This window comes from Streptomyces polygonati, from assembly GCF_042650325.1.
Classification (GTDB): Bacteria; Actinomycetota; Actinomycetes; order Streptomycetales; family Streptomycetaceae; genus Actinacidiphila; species Actinacidiphila polygonati.
Window position 1 is genome coordinate 215254 of record NZ_JBHSBB010000050.1, and the last position, 19171, is coordinate 234424.

Below are 19171 nucleotides of genomic sequence, written 5' to 3' on the forward strand. Positions count from 1 at the left end.
CCAAGGGCGCACGGCCCCCGGCCTGACCCGCGTCAGCCGAACACCGGCCGATCCGGCATGCCTTCCTTCGGCACCGCGAACACCACCGTCACCGAGAAGGGCCGCAAGCACTCCGGCGGAGCGGCCGGCCGGCTGACCCGCAGCAGCAGCCGCTCACCCGACACATCGAGCGTCGCGGTGCCGGCCGCGCTGCACCCGGTCGTCGCGGTCCAGCCCACCAGCACATCCCGCGAGAAGTCCGCCGCCTTCGCACCGGCCGTGATCCCCGCCGCCGCCCGGGCATCGCGCGCCGCCACCCGCTGAACGAATCCGGCGAGTTCCGCCGGATCGCGCACCACCTCGTGCACTCCGCTGACCGTTCTCGCCGACGACGAGAAGTACACCACCCGGCTCCGCGCCCCTTTCCCCTCGGACGGGGACGGCCGGACGTGCGTCCATGACGGCGTCGCCCGCACCGGGTCACGGCGCGGACCCCCACCACTCTGCGACGTCCCACCACATCCCGCGGCGGCGGTGGCCAGCGATGCGGCCATCACCACGGCCGTGAACACTCTGCGCGGGTCAACCATCAGCATGCCGATCAGACGGCGCCGGCCCCGGACCGGTTCCACCCGGCGGTGGCCGGACCGTCCCGGTCGGTGCTCACCGGCCCACCGCTCGGCCCCGCTCAGGCCGATTCGACCAGCAGCCGCACCAGATGCTCCCGACCCGCGTCCAGCAGCCCGGCCAGCTCCGCCGCCCCGCCGTACCACCGCTTCTCGTACTCCCAGCACAGCCAGCCGTCCCAGCCCGCCCGGCTCAGCACCTCGACCGTCTCCGCCAGCGGCAGCGTCCCCGCCCCGAGCGGCAGCGGCGTCGTCTCGGTGGCCGAGGCGATGTCCTTCACCTGCACATAACCCAGGTAGGGAGCCAGCACGGGATAGGTGGCCGACGGCTGCTCCCCGGCCAGCCAGGTGTGCATCACATCCCAGATCGCCCCGACCGCGTGGTGCCCTACCAGGCCGAGCACCCGCGCCACATCGGCGCCGCCGCGATGCGAGTCATGGGTCTCCAGCAGCACCCGCACCCCGAGGTCGCCGGCGATCGGCGCCGCCGCCGCCAGCCTCCCCGCCGCCAGTTCGTCCGCCTCCGCCGCGGGCAGGTCCCCGCCGCCGGGGAAGACCCGTACGAACGAGGCGCCCAAGTCCGCGGCCAGCGTCATCGCCGCGCCGATCTCCTCCAGCACCGGGCCGTCGTCCCCGGGCGCGGCCACCTTGGCGTAGGCGGCCACCGTGAGGATCTCCACCCCCGCCTTCGCGAACTGCTCGGCGACCCGGGCGCGCTCGCCGGCCGACAGCCCGGTGTGGACCGGCCCCTCGTCGCTCGCGCGGAGTTCGACCCCGTGGTAGCCGTGCTCCGACGCGAGCAGGACCACTTGGTCGACGGGCATTGCGGGGACCCCGAGGGTGGAGAAGGCGAATCTCATTGGCCGGACACTAGGCACCCGGCCGAGCCGGGTCAACAACGATCAGCCGCGAGCCGTCCACAGCGTCAGGTGGTGCCCGGGAAGGTCGCGCCCGGGAAGGCCGCGCCCCGAGCCGTGGTGCCGGCGCCCCCGACAACCCTCAGCGACGGCCGGGCGAGGGCGGCGCCGTCGACCCGCGGACCATCAGCTCCGTGGCGACCGTGGCGACCCCGCCCGGTGGCGGCGCCTGGCGTCCCATCACCAGCCGCCCGGCCCGCGCTCCCGCGTCCTGCAGCGGAATGCGGACCGTGGTGAGCGCCGGCGAGGCGTCCACGCTGAACGGCAGGTCGTCGAAACCGGCTACCGACACATCACCGGGAATCCTGAGGCCGCTGTCCCGCAGCGCGGCGCAGACACCCAGGGCCACCGTGTCGTTGGCGGCGACGATCGCCGTGACCCCGGTGTCCCTGCGCAGGAGTTCCAGCGTCGCGTCATAACCCGAGGCCCGGTCGTAGCCGCCGTGCACCGTCAGTCGCAGGGCGTTCGCTCCCGCTCGGGTGTCCGGTCCCAGCCCGGCGGCGAGCAGCGCTTCCCGGTGGCCCTCCAGCCGATGCCGCGTGGTGCTGCGCTCGGCGGGTCCGGCGACGTATCCGATCCGGCGGTGCCCCAGCGACAGCAGGTGTTCGGTCAGCCGCCGGGCGCCGCCGCGGTTGTCGAAGGCGATCGTGATCAGGCCGAGGGAGTCCTCGGCCTGCTCCAGCGGGGGACGGCCGCACAGCACTATCCGGGTGCCGGACGCGGCCAGCCGGGTCAACCGTGCGGTGACCGCGGCCGTGTGCGCCTTGCTCTCCACGGTGCTGCCGGTGAGCACCACCCCGGCGGCGCGCTGGCGTTCGAGCAGGGTGAGATAGGTGAGTTCGGCCTCGGGCGACCCGCCGGTGTTGCAGACCACCGCGAGTTTGCCGCCGCCGGGCTGGGTGCCGCCCGCACCGATCTCGCCCTGGAGCGCGCTGGCGATCAGGCCGAAGAAGGGGTCGGCCACATCGTTGACCAGGACCCCGATCAGGTCCGAGGTGGCCGCGGCGAGCGCGCGGGCCTGGCCGTTGACGACGTAGTCCAGCTCTTCGACTGCCCGCTGCACACGGTCCTTGGTGCTGCCCGCCACCGGATAGTTGCCGTTGAGGACGCGGGAGACGGTCGCGGACGACACTCCGGCACGCGCCGCGACATCGGCCAGAGTCACTGCCATCTCGGTCCGGTCCTCCTCAAGGGCGGGCACTGGTCCGCCGGCCGCGGTCCCCGTGCGAGGACCGCCGTGCGGCGCGGCTCATGCTCTCATTTCGCGGCCGCGGACGGGAGCGGCGGCCTGGATCGGATCGGATCGGCCGACCATCGGGCCACGCGGGGGGCGGGCCGATCGAGAGCGATAGAAAGCGCTTACCCCTACCTCAAAGGGTGCCCCTTGCTCCCTCCGCGCCAGCAGGCTAGCGTGCAGCGGTAAGAAAGCGCTTGCTATTGATCCCTTCCCGGGGATCACCATCCGGCTCCGAGGAGAGCAGCCATGACACGCAGGACGATGCGGATCGCCATGAACGGCGTCACCGGACGCATGGGTTACCGGCAGCACCTGGTCCGCTCCATCCTGAGCCTGCGTGACCAGGGTGGGCTCGATCTGGGGGACGGAGACGTCCTGGTGCCGGAACCCGTGCTGGTCGGCAGGCGCGCGCATGTTCTCAAGACGATGGCCGAACAGCACGGCATCGAGCACTGGACGACCGACCTCGACTCGGTACTCGCCGATCCGTCCGTGGAGATCTATTTCGACGCGCAGGTCACCGCCGCCCGCGAGGCGGCGGTGAAGCAGGCCATCGCGGCCGGCAAGCACATCTACTGCGAGAAGCCGACCGGGACCACGCTGGAGGGTTCCCTGGAACTCGCCCGTCTCGCCGAAGCGGCCGGGATCAAGCACGGAGTGGTGCAGGACAAGCTCTTCCTCCCCGGCCTGCTGAAGCTCAGGCGGCTGATCGAAGGCGGCTTCTTCGGCCGGATCCTGTCCGTGCGCGGCGAGTTCGGCTACTGGGTGCACGAAGGCGACTGGCAGAGCGCCCAGCGCCCCTCGTGGAACTACCGCGCGCAGGACGGCGGCGGCATCGTGGTCGACATGTTCCCGCACTGGGAGTACGTGCTGCACGAGCTGTTCGGCCGGGTGCGTACCGTCCAAGCGCTGGCCACCACGCACATCCCGCAGCGCTGGGACGAGCAGGACAAGCCGTACGACGCCACCGCCGACGACGCCGCCTACGGCATCTTCGAGTTGGAGGGCGGGGCGGTCGCGCAGATCAACTCCTCCTGGGCGGTGCGGGTCAACCGCGACGAACTGGTCGAGTTCCAGGTCGACGGCACCCATGGCTCGGCGGTCGCCGGACTGCGGGAGTGCCGGGTACAGCACCGCTCTGCCACCCCGAAGCCGGTATGGAATCCGGATCTGCCGGTCACGGAGTCCTTCCGCGACCAGTGGCAGCGGGTTCCGGACAACGCCGAGTTCGGCAACGGCTTCAAGGCGCAGTGGGAGCTGTTCCTGCGGCATGTCGTGCTCGACGAGCCGTGGCGCTGGGATCTGCTGGCCGGGGCCCGCGGGATGCAACTGGCCGAACTCGGCCTCCGGTCCTCCGAGCAGGGCCGCCGCATCGAGGTTCCGGAGCTGTCGCTGTGAGCATCCTGCTGCCGTCCGAGACCGGAGTCTCGCGTCCTTATGTGCCGCGTTCGGAAGCCGTCTCCTATGCCACGAATCTTCCGTTGCGCAGCCGGGTGGTGTATTCCGCCGCGCATGTCGTGGCCGACCCGTTGCGCGCGGCGGCCGACGCGCCCGCGGCCGTCGACTGGGAAGCGACCCTCGCCTTCCGCCGCCACCTGTGGGCCCACGGGCTCGGTGTGGCGGAGGCGATGGACACGGCGCAGCGCGGCATGGGCCTGGACTGGGCCGGAGCCGCGGAGCTGATCCGCAGGTCATCGGCCGAAGCGCGGTCCGTGGGCGGGCGGATCGCCTGCGGTGTGGGCACGGACCAGCTCACCGGACCCGCAGACCTCGGGGACGTCGTAGCCGCCTACGAGGAGCAACTGGCAGTCGTCGAGGAGGCCGGCGCGCAAGCCGTCCTGATGGCGTCCCGCGCGTTGACGGCCGTGGCCAAAGGCCCGGACGACTACCTGGAGGTCTACGAGCGACTGCTGCGGCAGTCATCCGATCGGGTGATTCTGCACTGGCTCGGTCCGATGTTCGACCCCGCGCTGGCCGGGTATTGGGGCTCGGACGACCTCGACACGGCGACCGAAGCCTTCCTCGCCGTCATCGCCACCCATCCCGACAAGGTCGACGGCGTCAAGGTCTCCCTGCTGGACGCGGACCGTGAGATCGCGCTGCGCCGGCGCCTCCCGAAGGGCGTGCGGTGCTATACCGGCGACGACTTCAACTACCCGGAGCTGATCGAGGGCGACGAGCAGGGCTTCAGCCACGCGCTGCTCGGCATCTTCGATCCGCTGGCGCCCCTGGCCGCTTCGGCAGTCAGCGTCCTCGACACCGGCGACGCCGCCGGCTTCCGGCGCGTCCTGGATCCCACCGTGGAGCTGTCCCGGCACCTGTTCGGCGCCCCCACCCGCTTCTACAAGACGGGCGTCGTACTGCTCGCCTGGCTGGCGGGGCATCAGACGCACTTCACCATGCTGGGCGGACTGCAGTCGGCTCGTTCGCTGCCGCACCTGGCGCGGGCGTACGAACTCGCCGACCGCATCGGCCTGTTCCCCGATCCGGCCCTCGCCGAGAGCCGGATGCGCGCCCTGCTGGCCCTGCACGGGGTGGACGCGTGAGCGAAGAGGCGGCATCCCGGAAGGCGCCCGGCGCGCTGGCGCGGCTGAGCATCAACCAGGAGACGATCAAGCAGTGGTCGCTGCCCGAACTGGCCGAGGGCTGCGCCGCTTCGGGCATCACCCAGGTCGGACTGTGGCGGGCGCCGGTGCAGGAGTACGGAGTCGAGCGCGCCGCACGGCTGATGCGCGCCGGCGGGCTGACCGTCACCTCGCTGTGCCGGGGCGGATTCTTCACCGAGTCGGACGCCGCGCGCCGAGCCGCGGCCCTGGACGACAACCGGAGGGCGATCGACGAGGCCGCGACCCTGGAGACCGGGACCCTCGTCCTGGTCTCCGGCGGCCTGCCGCCGGGTGACCGCGACATCGCCGCCGCCCGGGAGCGCGTCGCCGAGGCCGTCGCCGTGCTGGCCCCCTACGCGGCCGAGCGCGGGGTACGGCTCGCCGTCGAACCACTGCATCCGATGTACGCCTCGGACCGCTGTGTGATCTCCACGCTCGGCCAGGCCCTCGACATCGCCGAACGCTTTCCGGTGGACCAGGTCGGGGTCGTCGTGGACACCTACCACCTCTGGTGGGACGACCAGGTGCCGGCGCAGATCGTACGGGCCGGGACGGGCGGCCGGATCGCCGCCTTCCAGGTCGCCGACTGGGTGACCCCGCTGCCCGAGGGAGTGCTGCTCGGTCGCGGACAACTCGGCGAAGGCTGCGTCGACCTGCGGGGATTCCGCGAGCAGGTCGACGCGGCGGGCTATCGCGGCGCCGTCGAGGTGGAGATCTTCAGCCCGGCGCTGTGGGCCCGGAGCGGCACCGAGGTGCTGGCGGAAGTCGCCGAGCGGTACCAGCGGCACGTGCTCTGAAAAGATCTTGAGAAATCTCATGCTCGTACTACAACCCTTCCGGGGGGTGGGCTGTCATACATGGCATCACGGCTCTCAGGAGGGGTTCAGGGAGCCAGGACGGTAAAAACGCCCGAGGGGGGCTTCGGGGGTAAGTGGGGGGAACACGAAAGGGGTCCGGCCTCGTGCCGGACCCCTTTCGTATGTCCGCCTCCGGGTCGCGCCTCCGGGTCGCCCCGTGTTCGGCCTCCGGGTTTTCCACAGGCCCGGGCCGATCGGCCGACGGACTGTCCCCGCCGGGCGGTACCTTCTGAGCGGATCACCACCGCAGCCCGAAGGGAGGCCGGACATGGCGGAGACGGCGACGCACCTTTCCGTACTGGAAGGCGTCCTGGAACGCATCACCTATGCCAACGAGGACAATGGATACACCGTCGCCCGGGTGGACACCGGCCGCGGCTCGGACGACCTGCTGACGGTCGTCGGAGCCCTGCTCGGCGCGCAGCCCGGCGAGTCGCTGCGGATGCACGGCCGTTGGGGATCGCATCCGCAGTACGGCAAGCAGTTCACCGTGGAGAACTACACGACGATCCTGCCGGCCACGATCCAGGGCATCCGCCGGTATCTGGGGTCGGGGCTGATCAAGGGCATCGGACCGAGGATTGCCGAGCGCATCGTCGAACACTTCGGCACCGGCACGCTGGACGTCATCGAGTCCGAGCCCAAGCGTCTCGTCGAGGTGCCCGGACTCGGCCCCAAGCGGACCAAGCTGATCGCCGCCGCCTGGGAGGAGCAGAAGGCCATCAAAGAGGTGATGGTCTTCCTGCAGGGCGTGGGCGTCTCTACGTCCATCGCCGTACGGATCTACAAGACCTACGGGGACGCCTCGATCTCGGTGGTGAAGAACCAGCCGTATCGGCTGGCCGCCGAGGTCTGGGGTATCGGCTTCCTCACCGCCGACCGGTTGGCGCAGGCGGTCGGGATACCGCACGACAGCCCGGAGCGGGTCAAGGCCGGTCTCCAGTACGCCCTGTCGCAGGCCACCGACCAGGGCAACTGCTTCCTGCCGCAGGAGCGGCTGATCGCCGAGTCGGTGAAGCTGCTCCAGGTGGACATCGGCCTGGTGATCGACTGCCTCGGTGAACTCGCGGACCAGGAGGGGGTGGTACGTGAGGACGTCCCGGCCGCCGACGGGGACCGGGAGCCGGTGAAAGCCGTCTATCTGGTGCCCTTCCACCGGGCCGAGATATCGCTGGCCGGCCAGTTGCTGCGGCTGCTGCGCGGGTCGGAGGACCGGCTGACCGCCTTCCGCGACGTGGACTGGGACAAGGCGCTGTCCTGGCTCACCGCCACCACCGGCACCGACCTCGCTCCCGAGCAGCAGCAGGCGGTCCGGTTGGCGCTGACCCAGAAGGTCGCGGTGCTCACCGGCGGACCGGGCTGCGGCAAGTCCTTCACCGTCCGCTCGGTGGTCGCGCTCGCCCTGGCGAAGAAGGCCAAGGTGCTCCTCGCCGCCCCGACCGGCCGGGCGGCCAAGCGGCTCGCGGAACTGACCGGCGCGGAGGCGTCGACCGTGCACCGGCTGCTGGAGCTCAAGCCGGGCGGTGACGCCGCGTACGACAAGGACCGGCCGCTGGACGCCGATCTGGTGGTGGTCGACGAGGCCTCCATGCTGGACCTGCTGCTGGCGAACAAACTGGTGAAGGCGGTACCCCCGGGCGCTCACCTGCTGTTCGTCGGCGATGTGGACCAACTGCCCAGTGTCGGGGCCGGCGAGGTGCTGCGGGATCTGCTGGCGCCCGGCAGTCCGGTGCCCTCGGTTCGCCTCACCCGGGTGTTCCGCCAGGCGCAGCAGTCCGGCGTGGTGACCAACGCCCACCGGATCAACGCCGGCGAGCCGCCCATCACCCAGGGGCTGCCCGACTTCTTCCTCTTCCCCGAGGAGGATTCGGAGGAGGCCGGACGGCTCACCGTGGATGTGGTGGCGCGGCGGATTCCCGCCAGGTTCGGTCTCGATCCGCGGCGGGACGTACAGGTGCTCGCCCCCATGCACCGCGGGCCGGCCGGCGCCGGTGTGCTGAACGGTCTGCTCCAGCAGGCCGTCACTCCGGCCCGCCCGGACCTGCCCGAGCGGCGCTTCGGCGGCCGGACCTTCCGGGTGGGGGACAAGGTGACCCAGATCAGGAACAACTACGACAAGGGGGCCAACGGCGTCTTCAACGGCATGGTGGGTGTGGTCATCGCCCTGGACCCGGACGAGCAGAAGCTGACCGTCCGCACCGACGAGGACGAGGAGATCGATTACGACTTCGACGAGTTGGACGAGCTGACGCATGCCTACGCCGTGACCATCCACCGCTCGCAGGGCAGTGAGTATCCGGCCGTGGTGATCCCGGTCACCACCGGCGCCTGGATGATGCTCCAGCGCAATCTGCTCTACACGGCGGTGACCAGGGCGAAGAAGTTGGTGGTGCTGGTCGGGTCGCGGCGCGCGATCGGGCAGGCGGTGCGCACGGTGTCGGCCGGAAGACGGTTCACGGCTCTCGACCACAGGCTCTCCCGGGGCGCAGAATAGGCACTCCGTGCCACTTTTTGTGCCGATGGCCGACCCCGAGTGCACACCTCAGTGTCAAATGGGGGACAGTGGACACAGTCAGGGCACCTCGAAGAAGAGGCAACACCGTCGGTGAGGGAATGACGTGAGCGACAACTCTGTAGTACTGCGATACGGGGACAGCGAACACAGCTACCCGGTTGTGGACAGCACCGTCGGCGACATGGGCTTCGACATCGGCAAGCTGCGTGCCGATACGGGCCTGGTCACCCTGGACAGCGGGTACGGCAACACCGCGGCCTACAAGTCCGCGATCACCTTCCTGGACGGTGAGGAGGGCATCCTGCGCTATCGGGGATACCCGATCGAGCAGGTCGCCGAGCGCGGCAGCTTCCTGGAGACCGCCTACCTGCTGATCAACGGCGAACTCCCGACCGTCGACCAGCTGTCCGAGTTCAAGGGTGAGATCACTCAGCACACCCTGCTGCACGAGGATGTCAAACGGTTCTACGACGGCTTCCCGCGCGACGCCCATCCGATGGCGATGCTCTCGTCGGTGGTCAGCGCTCTGTCGACGTTCTACCAGGACAGCCACAACCCGTTCGATCCCAAGCAGCGCCACCTGTCCACGATCCGGCTGCTCGCCAAGCTGCCGACGATCGCGGCCTACGCGTACAAGAAGTCCGTCGGCCAGCCGGTGGTCTACCCGCGCAACGACCTCGGCTACGTCGAGAACTTCCTCCGGATGACCTTCTCGGTGCCGGCCGAGGAATACCAGCTGGACCCGGTTGTGGTCAGCGCGCTGGACAAGCTGTTCATCCTGCACGCCGATCACGAGCAGAACTGCTCGACTTCGACGGTCCGTCTGGTCGGCTCCTCGCAGGCGAACCAGTTCGCCTCGATCTCCGCGGGCATCAGCGCGCTGTGGGGCCCGCTGCACGGCGGTGCCAACCAGTCGGTGCTGGAGATGCTGGAGCGTATCCAGGCCGATGGCGGTGACGTCGACTCGTTCATCGCCAAGGTGAAGAACAAGGAAGACGGCGTGAAGCTCATGGGCTTCGGTCACCGCGTCTACAAGAACTTCGACCCCCGGGCGAAGATCATCAAGGCGGCGGCGCACGACGTCCTGTCGGCGCTCGGCAAATCCGACGAGCTGCTCGACATCGCGCTCAAGCTCGAAGAGCACGCCCTCAGCGACGACTACTTCGTGTCGCGCAAGCTCTACCCGAACGTGGACTTCTACACCGGCCTGATCTACCGGGCCATGGGTTTCCCGACCAGCATGTTCACCGTGCTCTTCGCCATCGGCCGGCTGCCCGGCTGGATCGCCCAGTGGCACGAGATGATCAAGGAGCCCGGTTCCCGGATCGGCCGCCCGCGGCAGATCTACACCGGCGTCGTGAACCGCGACTACGTACCGGTCGAGGCCCGCTGATCCGAGGCCTCGGCGGCTCGGCGGAAATTGAAGAAGCGCCCCGCGACGGATCCCCCCACGGGTCCGGCACGGGGCGCTCCCGTCTCCCGGCGCGAATCCCCCCACGGGTCCGTACCGGGCGTATATGGGCGGCAGAGTCGCGGCCGGGACGGAGGACCCGGGAGGGCCGCTCAAGCTCCCCGGGCATCGCCCCGGCGACGCAACTCGGACCGTCCCCCAAGACAGTCCGTACCGCATCCCCCGCACCGCCTCCGCCGGGAGCACGGTGCTCAAGACATAAGACCCACCAACCACCCTAATGGTTACGTTCCAAGCGCTGTGATCTACGTCTCTTCGCTGAAACGCCCTCTGAAAGGCTACCCCCCGCTCGCGGCTGACGGCGGGCGATCCCGTAGCGTGCTGTTCTTCTCGAGGGGCGGAGCACATGGCAGAGAACGGGACACCGGTCCGCAATGTCGTGGTCACCGGTGGGGGCACGGGCATCGGGCTGGCCATCTCCACGCGGTTCGCCGAGGACGGGCACCGCGTCACCATCGTCGGCCGCCGTCGTGAGGTGCTCCGTGCCACCGCCGAGGATCTGCGGACCACCCGCGGTCTCGACATCACCCCGGTCGTCTGCGATCTCGCCGATCCCGACGACGTCGAGGCCGTGCTGCCGAAGCTGCCCGATCAGGTGGACGTACTGGTGAACAACGCGGGCAGCCGAGAGCTGGCGGTCGGTGCCGGTCCGCACGGAGTGCTGGCCCGCTGGCGCGGGGACTTCGAACGCAATGTGCTGACCGCCGTCCTGCTGACCGAGTCGCTCCGAGACCGCTTCACCACCGACGGCGGTCGGGTGGTCACCGTGACCTCGGTGGCGGCGCTGCGCGGCGGCGGCTCGTACGGCGCCTCCAAGGCCGCCCTGCACGCCTGGAACCACTCCCTCGCCGCCCAGCTCGGTCCGCAGGGCGTGACCTGCAACATCGTGGCGCCGGGCACAGTGGCCGGCACCGAGTTCTTCGGCTCCCGGCTGAACGAGGCGGAAGTGACCCGCCGGGCCGGCCGCACCCTGGTCGGGCGGGTCGGCCGACCGGCCGACGTGGCCGCGGCCGTGCTCTTTCTCGCCTCCCCCGAGGCGGGCTTCATCACCGGCGAGATCCTGCAGTGCAACGGCGGAGAGCTGCTCGGCCGCTGAGCGGAGCCTCCTCGGCTGCTGATGCCCGCTGCCGGCGTCGGGACGCCGGAGCCGAATCGCCCCGGCGCACGGGAAGAGGAGCGGCGGGATGCACGTTGCACTCTCTGTGTCGTCAATTGACTTCACCTCTGGGCTCGCCGAGTACCTACGAGGTGGAAACGTCGTATGGGCGTACTTGCTGCTGGCCGCCACGACGGCCCCGCCGCTGGTGCCCAACGCCGTGCTGCTCGTCACCGGCGGGGTGATGGCGGCCGAAGGGCGGCTGAATCTCGTACTCGTCCTGCTCGTGGTCGCCGGTAGCGCCGTCCTGGGCGATCTGCTGCTGCACCGGGCCGGACACGCGGTGAGCGGCAGAGTCCTGCGCCGTATCCAGCGGCGCCCCCGCCAGGCCGCCCTGCTGAACTGGGCGGCTCTGCGCATCCAGCGCCACGGAGTGCCCTTCGTCATCGGCGTCCGATTCCTGCCCAGCGGCCGGGTGATCGGCGGCCTCGCCGCTGGCATCGTCCGGTATCCGGCCCGGCGTTACGCGTTGGGCGCGGGCACGGCCGAGGTGCTGTGGGCCTCGTACTCGGTCGGCGCCGGCTACTTCAGCGGGCGCGCGGCCTCGAACAGCTTCTACGCGCTCACCCTCGGTGTCGGCATATCGGTGCTGGTCGCGGGCATCGGCATGCTGGCCCAGTGGATCTCCAGGGCCAGGGAACGACGACTGCCGCGCGGACCCGGGGAGTTCACCGCCTGGCCGTCGGCCGTCGTGTCGGCGTCCTTGGCCAGGGACAGCGCCGTGGCGGCTCCGCTGCGGCGTACGGCGGGCGCCGCGACGGCCGGCCCGCCCGTGCTGCGGGGCGTATCAGAGGGCGGTCCGAAGATCGGGCCGCCCTCCGCGCCGCCGGACGAGGCCGATCGCGATGAGGACGACCCCGCTGCGACCACCGGTGCCTTCCGCTGCGGACTGGTGGGACGAGGGAAGTAGCACCGCCGGCCTCCGGGGTTCTGGCCGGGCGGGAAAATTGTCATGTCTGGTTCATTGCCGGCGTCCCGACTGCGGCACCGGTGCCGAGATACGGCGCCAGATAGCGGTAGAGCAGGCCTTTGAGCTCCCGCACATAGGCGTCCTTGTCCTCGCCCTCGTGCTGCATGACGAGGTTGAGGCCCGCCTTGAACATCGCCAGGCACATCTCCGAGATCAGCGCGCGCTCCGCGCGTGAGAGGGACGGTGTGCGGACCTCCAGCATTTCGCTGACCCGCTCCAGCAGTGAGTTGTGCAGTACGTCGTGCTCGTCGGCGACCCGGCCGGGCGTGTCGGGGCCCTTGATCAGCGCCAGGAACGCCGGGTTGGCGGTGTTGAACTCGATGAAGGGGTCGGTCACCTCGTCGATCAGCCGATCCAGCGGCAGCCGCGCGATCTCCGGGGTGAAGACCCGGCCGTGGGTGGCCTCCATCTCCTTGATCAGCCGGCCGCTCAGCTCGACGGCGATGGCCTCCTTGTTCGGAAAGAACTGGTAGAGCGTCCCCGGGGACACCCGGGCTTCGCGGGCGATGGCGTTGGTACTGGAGGCGGTGTACCCCAGCGCGCAGAACACGCTGGCCGCGGCCTGCAGCAGTTGTGTGACGCGCCGCTCGCCGCGGGCCTGGCGCCGGCGCGGCGGCTCGTCCGGCTCGGACACATGGACTCCCAGGGAGGATTGACAAACGCGAGAGGTTGCTCGCATTCTAGGAAACGCGAGCGATCGTTCGCGTTTTCATTCTATGCCGCGAATGCGGGCTATGTCGTCATGCCGTTCTACGGGGAGAGGACACCTCTGTCATGCCGGAAGTCAACCGTGAGACAGCGATCCGTGGCTGGACGCGTGTCGTCACCGCCCGGCCACGGCTGACGCTGCTGCTGGCTCTGCTCTTCACCGCCCTCGCGGTGGTCGCGGGACATGGAGTGGGCGACCGCCTGGCCAGTGGGGGCTTCGAGGCACCCGCCTCCCAGTCCTCGTATGCCACGGCCGCTCTGGCCGAGCGCTTCCCCGCGTCCCAGCCCAATCTGGTGCTGCTGGTCAGCACCCGGGGCGCGGGTGTGGACGATCCGGCGGTGGTCGCCCAGGGCGGCGCACTGGCCCGCCGGCTCGCCGCTGATCCGGCGGTGACCGGGGTGACCTCCTACTGGGGCGCGCACTCTCCCGCGCTGCGTGCCGATGACGGCCACTCGGCGATGATCACCGCCCGGCTGCGCGGCGACGACAACGCGGTGGCGGCCGAGGTGAAGCGGATAGCTCCCGCCTACCGCGGCCCGCACGGTGCGGTGACGGTGACGGTCGGTGGATCCGCGGCAGTGCACGACGAGTTGCAGACCACCGTCCAGGAAGACCTGGTGCGCGCCGAGGTGATCGCCCTGCCGATCACTCTGCTGCTGCTCGTCATGGTCTTCGGCAGCGCGATCGCGGCACTCCTTCCGCTTGGTATCGGCGTCGTGGCGATCCTCGGTACCAACGCGGTCCTGCGCGGGATCACCGGGTTCACCGATGTCTCGGTCTTCGCGCAGAACCTCACCACCGCCCTGGGCCTGGGACTGGCGATCGACTACGCGCTGTTCATCGTGCGCAGATTCCGCGAGGAGCTCGCCACCGGGGTCACACCGCGGTCAGCCGTGGGCCGAACACTGCGCACCGCTGGCCGCACCGTGTTGTTCTCGGCGTTGACGGTCGCCGCCTCGCTCTCCGCGATGCTGGTCTTCCCGCAGTACTTCCTGCGTTCCTTCGCCTACGCGGGCATCGCCGTCGTGCTGCTGGCCGCAGCGGCCGCACTGATCGTGCTGCCCGCGTCCCTGGTGCTGCTCGGTGACCGGGTCAACGCACTGGACCTGCGCAAGGCGCTGCGGCTGAGGTCCGCCGGTGAACCGGGCGCCGCCTATGCCCGGCTGGCACGACTGGTGATGCGCCGGGCCCCGGTGTTCGCGATCGGCGCCGTCGCGGGGCTGCTCCTGCTCGGCCTGCCGTTCCTCCAGGTCAAGTTCGGCACCGCCGACGACCGCCAGCTGCCCGCCTCCGCGCAGGCGCATGTGGTGCAGCAGCACATCCGCCAGCAGTTCCCCGGGAGCCCGGACGGCGCGATCACCGTGCTCACCGAGGGCGCCGACCCGGGCCGACTGGCGCAGTACGACCGCCGGGTCGCCGCGCTGCCGGGCGTGGTGCGGGTCGAGGGACCCTTCAGCGCCCCGGGCTCGGGCGCGGCCTATCTGACGGTGCTGCCGAAGGGCGAGGCGGTCGACACCGGCACCCAGGATCTGGTGCGGACGATACGGGCCCAGCCCGCCGACTTCCGCGCCTCGGTCACCGGCCAGGCGGCCGTGCTGGTCGACAGCAAGCACGCCATCGCCCTGAAACTTCCGTGGGCGGCCGGGATCATCGCCCTGGTCACGCTGTTGTTGGTCTTCCTGCTCACCGGGAGCGTGATCATTCCGCTGCAGGCGGTGCTGCTCAACGCTTTGAGCCTGACCGCGATGTTCGGAGCGGTGGTCTGGGTCTTCCAGGACGGCCACCTGTCCGGGCTGCTCGGCTTCACCTCGACCGGCAGCATAGAGACGACCCTGCCGGTGCTGATGTTCTGCGTGGCGTTCGGGCTGTCCATGGACTACGGAGTCTTCCTGCTGTCCCGCATCAAGGAGGAGTACGACCGGACCGGTGATCACCGTGCCTCCATCGTGTTCGGGCTGAGCCGGACCGGCGGACTGATCACGGCGGCCGCGGTGATCCTCGCCGTGGTGATGGTCGCGATCGGCACCTCCCGGGTGACCAACACCAAGATGCTCGGTCTGGGGATCGCGCTGGCGGTGCTCATGGACGCGATGGTGGTGCGGACACTGCTGGTGCCCGCGGTGATGCGGCTGACCGGCCGGTTCACCTGGTGGGCGCCCCCGGCGCTGCGCAGATTCCACGACCGGTTCGGCATATCCGAGGGCGGCGCCGTCACCGCGCCGGACCGTGCCGGGGCCCCGCACTCCGAAGAGCGGCGGGACCCCGAGCCGGCCGGCAGTCCCTGAGACCCGACGTCAGTCGGAGTCCCGGCGGCCCCGGTTGGAGGGCCGCCGGGCGCTCCAGGCCCGGATGGTGTCGGCGTACCAGAACGGTTTGCCGCCCTCCACGACATCCGGCTCGGGCAAGTGCCCGTGCTTTCGATAAGAGCGCACGGTTTCGACCTGCACGCGGATGTGTGCGGCGATGTCCGCGTACGACCACAGAGTCCGGTCGGTCATGATGCACCTCCATGCGGTGGGGATGTCGATCGGTTCCTTCGTCCGGTCAACGACGCGTGAAGATCGCCGCATGGGCTTGTCGATCTTCTGTGACAGGGAACCCGCGTAACGGTGACAAAGAGGCGAGCGGGTAACTCTGACCGAGAAAGGTGGCTCGATCACTCTTTCGGGGAAATTGCCGTGTTCTACCGTTCCGACCGAAAGATTCTGCGGCAGACTTCGAACGCATGACACCCCCCACACCTCTCGTGCTGCTCACCGTCCATGGGTGAGTCCGTGTCGGTGGCCCTGTTCACGGCGGACCTCCGGCTGCATGACAATCCGGTGCTGGCCGAAGCCGCGGAAGCCGACCGGGTGGTACCGCTCTTCGTCTTGGACCCGGGCATCGCCCGAGCCGGGTTCGTCGCACCGAACAGGGCCGTCTTCCTCGCCGAGTGCCTCGCCGACCTGGACGAGGGGCTGCGATCGCGAGGGGGCCGCCTTGTCCTGCGGCGCGGCGATCCCGTCGAGCAGGTCTGCGCGGTGGTGCGCGAGACGGGCGCGCACATGGTGCATATCGCCGGCGGGGTGAGCCGGTATGCGAGCGGACGTGAGGAGCGGCTCCGTAAGGAGCTGGCCGGGCTCCGCTGCGAACTGGTGGCCCATGAAGCGGTGATCACGGCGGTGCCCCCCGGCGCGATCACCCCCACGGACCGTGACCACTTCGCGGTGTTCACCCCCTACTGGCGGCGCTGGCAGGCGGAGCGCCTCCGAGCGCCGAAGGCGGCCCCGCGCCGGGTCGTCGTGCCCGAGGCGGTGGACTCGCTCCCGCTGCCGACAGCCTCCGAGCTGACCGGCCGGCAGGGCGGCACGCCGTCCCCGGGGCTGCCGCGAGGCGGGGAGACGGCGGGCCGCCGGCTGGCGAACAGCTGGCGGCGCGATCGGATCGCCGAGTACGGAGAGCGGCATGACGACATGGCGGGTGACACCACCTCTCGCCTGTCGCCGTACCTGCACTTCGGCTGTCTGTCACCGGCCGAACTCGTCCACCGGGCGAGGGGGTCCGGCGACCGGGGGAGTGCGGGGGAGGGATCCGGGGCCGAGGACTTCGTGCGGCAGCTGGCCTGGCGGGATTTCCACTATCAGGTTCTGGCCGCCCGCCCCGACGCGGCATGGGCCGACTACCGGCAGAGGAACGATCGCTGGCGCACCGCCCCTGAGGAGGTGGCCGCGTGGAAGGAGGGACGTACTGGTTATCCGGTGGTGGACGCCGCGATGCGGCAGTTGTTGCACGAGGGATGGATGCACAACCGCGGGCGACTGCTGGTGGCGAGTTTTCTGACGAAGACGCTGTACGTCGACTGGCGCATCGGAGCTCGGCACTTCCTCGACCTGCTGGTGGACGGGGATCTGGTAAACAATCAGCTGAACTGGCAGTGGGTCGCGGGCACCGGCACGGACACCCGGCCCAACCGGGTGCTCAACCCCGTGCGGCAGGGCGTCCGTTTCGATCCGGAGGGCGAATACGTAAGGCGCTGGGTGCCGGAACTCACCGGACTGACCAGGCGGCAGATCCATGAGCCCTGGAAGCTGAGCGGGCCGGAGCGGGCCGGGTACGACTATCCGGAGCCGATGGTGTCGCTCGCCGAAGGGCAGGAGCGGTTCGCCCGGGGACGCGGCCGGGGATGACCGTACGGCTGTCCCAGCGGTGTTCAGCCCGCGACGATCCGGAGCAGCTGCGAGGCCGTGGCGGTCATCGCGTCGCGCGCCGGGCGGAGGTAGCGGCGGGGGTCGACCACCGCGGGGTCGGCGCCGAGGTGGTCGCGGACGGCGCTGGTGTAGGCGATGTTGAGCGCGGTCCCGATGTTGATCTTCGTCATGCCCGCGGCGATGGCCCGGCGGAGTTCGCCGTCGGGCACCCCGGACGACCCGTGCAGGACCAGAGGGACGTCGACGGCTGCGCGTAGCCGGGCGATCAGTTCGTGGTCGAGGCCGGCCGTGCGCTCGGTCATCGCGTGGGAACTGCCCACCGCCACGGCCAGGGCGTCGACGCCGGTGGCCGCCGTGAAGGCCGCGGCCTGGTCCGGGTCGGTACGCACCCCGGGGGCGTGGGCACCGTCCTTGCCGCCGACCTCGCCGAGTTCGGCCTCGACCCAGACCCTGTCCCCGTGGTCATGGGCCCAGGCGGCCAGCCGCGCGGTGGCACGGACGTTCTCCTCGTAGGGCAGGGTGGAAGCGTCGAACATGACCGAGGTCACACCGGCCCTGATCCCCGCCCGCAGCAGGTCCTCGTCCTCGACGTGGTCCAGGTGGAGAGCGACCGGGACCGCCGCGGCGCGGGCGATCGCCGCGGCGGCCGCGATGAGCGGTTCGGCACGGCCGCCGTGGAACCTCACCGCGTTCTCGCTGATCTGCAGGATGACCGGGAGACCGTTCTGCTCCGCGGCGGTGGTGACCGCTTCCGCGTGCTCCAGCGTGATGACGTTGAAGGCGGCCGTACCGCGGCCCGAGGCGCGGGCGGCGAGGACGAGTTGGGCGGTGCTGGCGGCGGTCATGCGGCGGACCCCTCGGTACGGGCTGTGGGCGGACGAGGAGGGGTCAGTGCAGGATGACGGAGCGGGTCAGATTGCGCGGCTGGTCCGGGTCGAAGCCCTTGGCCTGGGCGATGGACACCGCGAGGCGCTGGGCCCGGATGAGGTCGGCGAGCGGATCGCCGACAGGGTGGGCCACAAGACGGCCGCCGACGGCGGCCACGCTGTCGGCCAGGCCGTCGGGGAGCGCGCCGAAGGACCAGACGACGCGACCCGGGCCGGTGATGCTGATCGGGCCGTGCCGATACTCCATCGCCGGGTAGGCCTCGGTCCAGGCGCCTGCCGCCTCCCGCATCTTGAGGGCGGCCTCCTGGGCGAGACCGTAGGTCCAGCCGGTACCGAGGAAGGTGAACTGCTCGGCCTTCGTCAGCCCGGCGGGCAACTCCTCCTTGACCGCCCTGCGGGCGTCGGCGACCGCGGCGGAGAGGTCCTCTCCCAGGTGGGTGCGCAGCAGGGCCAGCACGGTGGTGGCGAAGCGGGTCTGGACGACGGACTGCTCGTCGGCGAAGTCAAGGACGACGACCTCGTCCGCCGCGCCCATCACCGGGGTGTTCGGGTCGGCGGTGAGGGCGGTGACGGGGATCGCTCCACGCAGCCGTTCACAGGCGAGCAACACCTCGGTGGTCGTACCCGATCGGGTGATGGCCACGACGCGGTCGTAGCCGCGGTCGAAGGGGAACTCCGAGGCGGCGAAGGCGTCCGTCTCCCCCTGGCCGCTCCGTTCGCGCAGCGACGCGTAGGACTGGGCCATGAACCAGGAGGTGCCGCAGCCGATCACCGCGACGCGCTCGCCGGCTCGCGGCAGCTTCTCGCCCTCGCCGCCGACGAGTTCGGCCGCCCGCTGCCAGCACTCGGGCTGGGTGGCGATCTCGGTGGCGGTCAGGGACGACGCGGACATCGGTGCTCCTCACGAAGGGCCGGCGATGACGCGGCACGCTGGCGCCGCGCTGCTGCTCGCGTCAGTGTAGATGACCGATCCTGCTCGAAACGAGCACGGAACGAGCAGAAAAGTACAGCCGCCTCGCTCTCTCCGGGCCGCGGGTGCGAGGCACCCGCGGCC

The 19171-nt window shown here is 70.4% G+C and carries 16 protein-coding genes; 9 read left to right on the top strand and 7 right to left on the bottom strand.

Annotation, left to right across the window (positions count from 1 at the left end; genetic code table 11):
• Positions 1–32: 32 nt before the first annotated feature.
• From ACFO3J_RS34465 to ACFO3J_RS34475, 3 genes are all read right to left on the bottom strand, one after another.
• Positions 33–386 (bottom strand): hypothetical protein, encoded by a 354-nt coding sequence (locus ACFO3J_RS34465; RefSeq protein ID WP_386438294.1) that lies wholly within the window; start codon positions 384–386, stop codon positions 33–35.
• Between the two features lie 281 nt (positions 387–667).
• Positions 668–1465: a sugar phosphate isomerase/epimerase family protein gene (locus ACFO3J_RS34470; protein WP_386438297.1), complete on the bottom strand. Its 798-nt coding sequence runs from the start codon at positions 1463–1465 to the stop codon at positions 668–670.
• A 139-nt stretch (positions 1466–1604) separates the two neighbouring features.
• The gene (locus ACFO3J_RS34475; RefSeq protein ID WP_386438300.1) at positions 1605–2693 is read right to left on the bottom strand and encodes a LacI family DNA-binding transcriptional regulator; all 1089 of its coding nucleotides are present in this window, start codon (positions 2691–2693) and stop codon (positions 1605–1607) included.
• A gap of 312 nt (positions 2694–3005) precedes the next feature.
• Here ACFO3J_RS34475 and ACFO3J_RS34480 point away from each other — a divergent pair, with 312 nt between their 5' ends.
• The 7 genes from ACFO3J_RS34480 (at position 3006) to ACFO3J_RS34510 (ending at position 12274) form a co-directional block, all read left to right on the top strand.
• Positions 3006–4157 (top strand): Gfo/Idh/MocA family protein, encoded by a 1152-nt coding sequence (locus ACFO3J_RS34480; RefSeq protein WP_386438303.1) that lies wholly within the window; start codon positions 3006–3008, stop codon positions 4155–4157.
• Positions 4154–5305 carry a dihydrodipicolinate synthase family protein gene (locus ACFO3J_RS34485; RefSeq protein ID WP_386438306.1) on the top strand — a complete coding sequence of 384 codons (1152 nt, stop codon included), beginning with the start codon at positions 4154–4156 and terminating at the stop codon, positions 5303–5305. Before ACFO3J_RS34480 ends, ACFO3J_RS34485 begins: the two co-directional genes overlap by 4 nt.
• Entirely contained in the window at positions 5302–6162 is an 861-nt protein-coding gene (locus tag ACFO3J_RS34490) for a sugar phosphate isomerase/epimerase family protein (RefSeq protein WP_386438308.1), read from the top strand. The genes ACFO3J_RS34485 and ACFO3J_RS34490 overlap by 4 nt, the downstream gene beginning before the upstream one ends.
• Before the next feature lie 328 nt (positions 6163–6490).
• Positions 6491–8716, top strand: coding sequence for an SF1B family DNA helicase RecD2 (gene recD2, locus ACFO3J_RS34495; protein WP_386438311.1), 2226 nt, complete (start codon positions 6491–6493; stop codon positions 8714–8716).
• 124 nt (positions 8717–8840) lie between these two features.
• On the top strand, positions 8841–10130 hold the full coding sequence (locus ACFO3J_RS34500; RefSeq protein ID WP_386438313.1) for a citrate synthase: 1290 nt from the start codon (positions 8841–8843) through the stop codon (positions 10128–10130).
• 424 nt (positions 10131–10554) lie between these two features.
• Positions 10555–11304 carry an SDR family NAD(P)-dependent oxidoreductase gene (locus ACFO3J_RS34505; protein WP_386438316.1) on the top strand — a complete coding sequence of 250 codons (750 nt, stop codon included), beginning with the start codon at positions 10555–10557 and terminating at the stop codon, positions 11302–11304.
• Between the two features lie 88 nt (positions 11305–11392).
• Entirely contained in the window at positions 11393–12274 is an 882-nt protein-coding gene (locus ACFO3J_RS34510) for a DedA family protein (RefSeq protein WP_386438319.1), read from the top strand.
• 40 nt (positions 12275–12314) lie between these two features.
• Here ACFO3J_RS34510 and ACFO3J_RS34515 read toward each other — a convergent pair whose 3' ends face one another.
• Positions 12315–12968, bottom strand: a complete 654-nt coding sequence (locus ACFO3J_RS34515) for a TetR/AcrR family transcriptional regulator (protein WP_386438322.1) — start codon at positions 12966–12968, stop codon at positions 12315–12317.
• Positions 12969–13108: 140 nt separating this feature from the next.
• Between ACFO3J_RS34515 and ACFO3J_RS34520 the strand changes: the two genes are divergently transcribed.
• Entirely contained in the window at positions 13109–15328 is a 2220-nt protein-coding gene (locus ACFO3J_RS34520; RefSeq protein ID WP_386438325.1) for an MMPL family transporter, read from the top strand.
• Positions 15329–15337: 9 nt separating this feature from the next.
• Here the strand turns inward: ACFO3J_RS34520 and ACFO3J_RS34525 are convergent, their stop codons facing one another.
• Entirely contained in the window at positions 15338–15541 is a 204-nt protein-coding gene (locus tag ACFO3J_RS34525) for a MarR family transcriptional regulator (RefSeq protein WP_386438328.1), read from the bottom strand.
• A gap of 264 nt (positions 15542–15805) precedes the next feature.
• Between ACFO3J_RS34525 and ACFO3J_RS34530 the strand changes: the two genes are divergently transcribed.
• The gene (locus tag ACFO3J_RS34530; RefSeq protein ID WP_386438331.1) at positions 15806–17209 is read left to right on the top strand and encodes a cryptochrome/photolyase family protein; all 1404 of its coding nucleotides are present in this window, start codon (positions 15806–15808) and stop codon (positions 17207–17209) included.
• 23 nt (positions 17210–17232) lie between these two features.
• Here the strand turns inward: ACFO3J_RS34530 and ACFO3J_RS34535 are convergent, their stop codons facing one another.
• Both ACFO3J_RS34535 and ACFO3J_RS34540 read right to left on the bottom strand, forming a co-directional pair.
• Positions 17233–18075, bottom strand: coding sequence for a class II fructose-bisphosphate aldolase (locus ACFO3J_RS34535; protein WP_386438334.1), 843 nt, complete (start codon positions 18073–18075; stop codon positions 17233–17235).
• Between the two features lie 43 nt (positions 18076–18118).
• Positions 18119–19009, bottom strand: a complete 891-nt coding sequence (locus ACFO3J_RS34540; protein ID WP_386438337.1) for an SIS domain-containing protein — start codon at positions 19007–19009, stop codon at positions 18119–18121.
• Between the last annotated feature and the right edge of the window lie 162 nt (positions 19010–19171).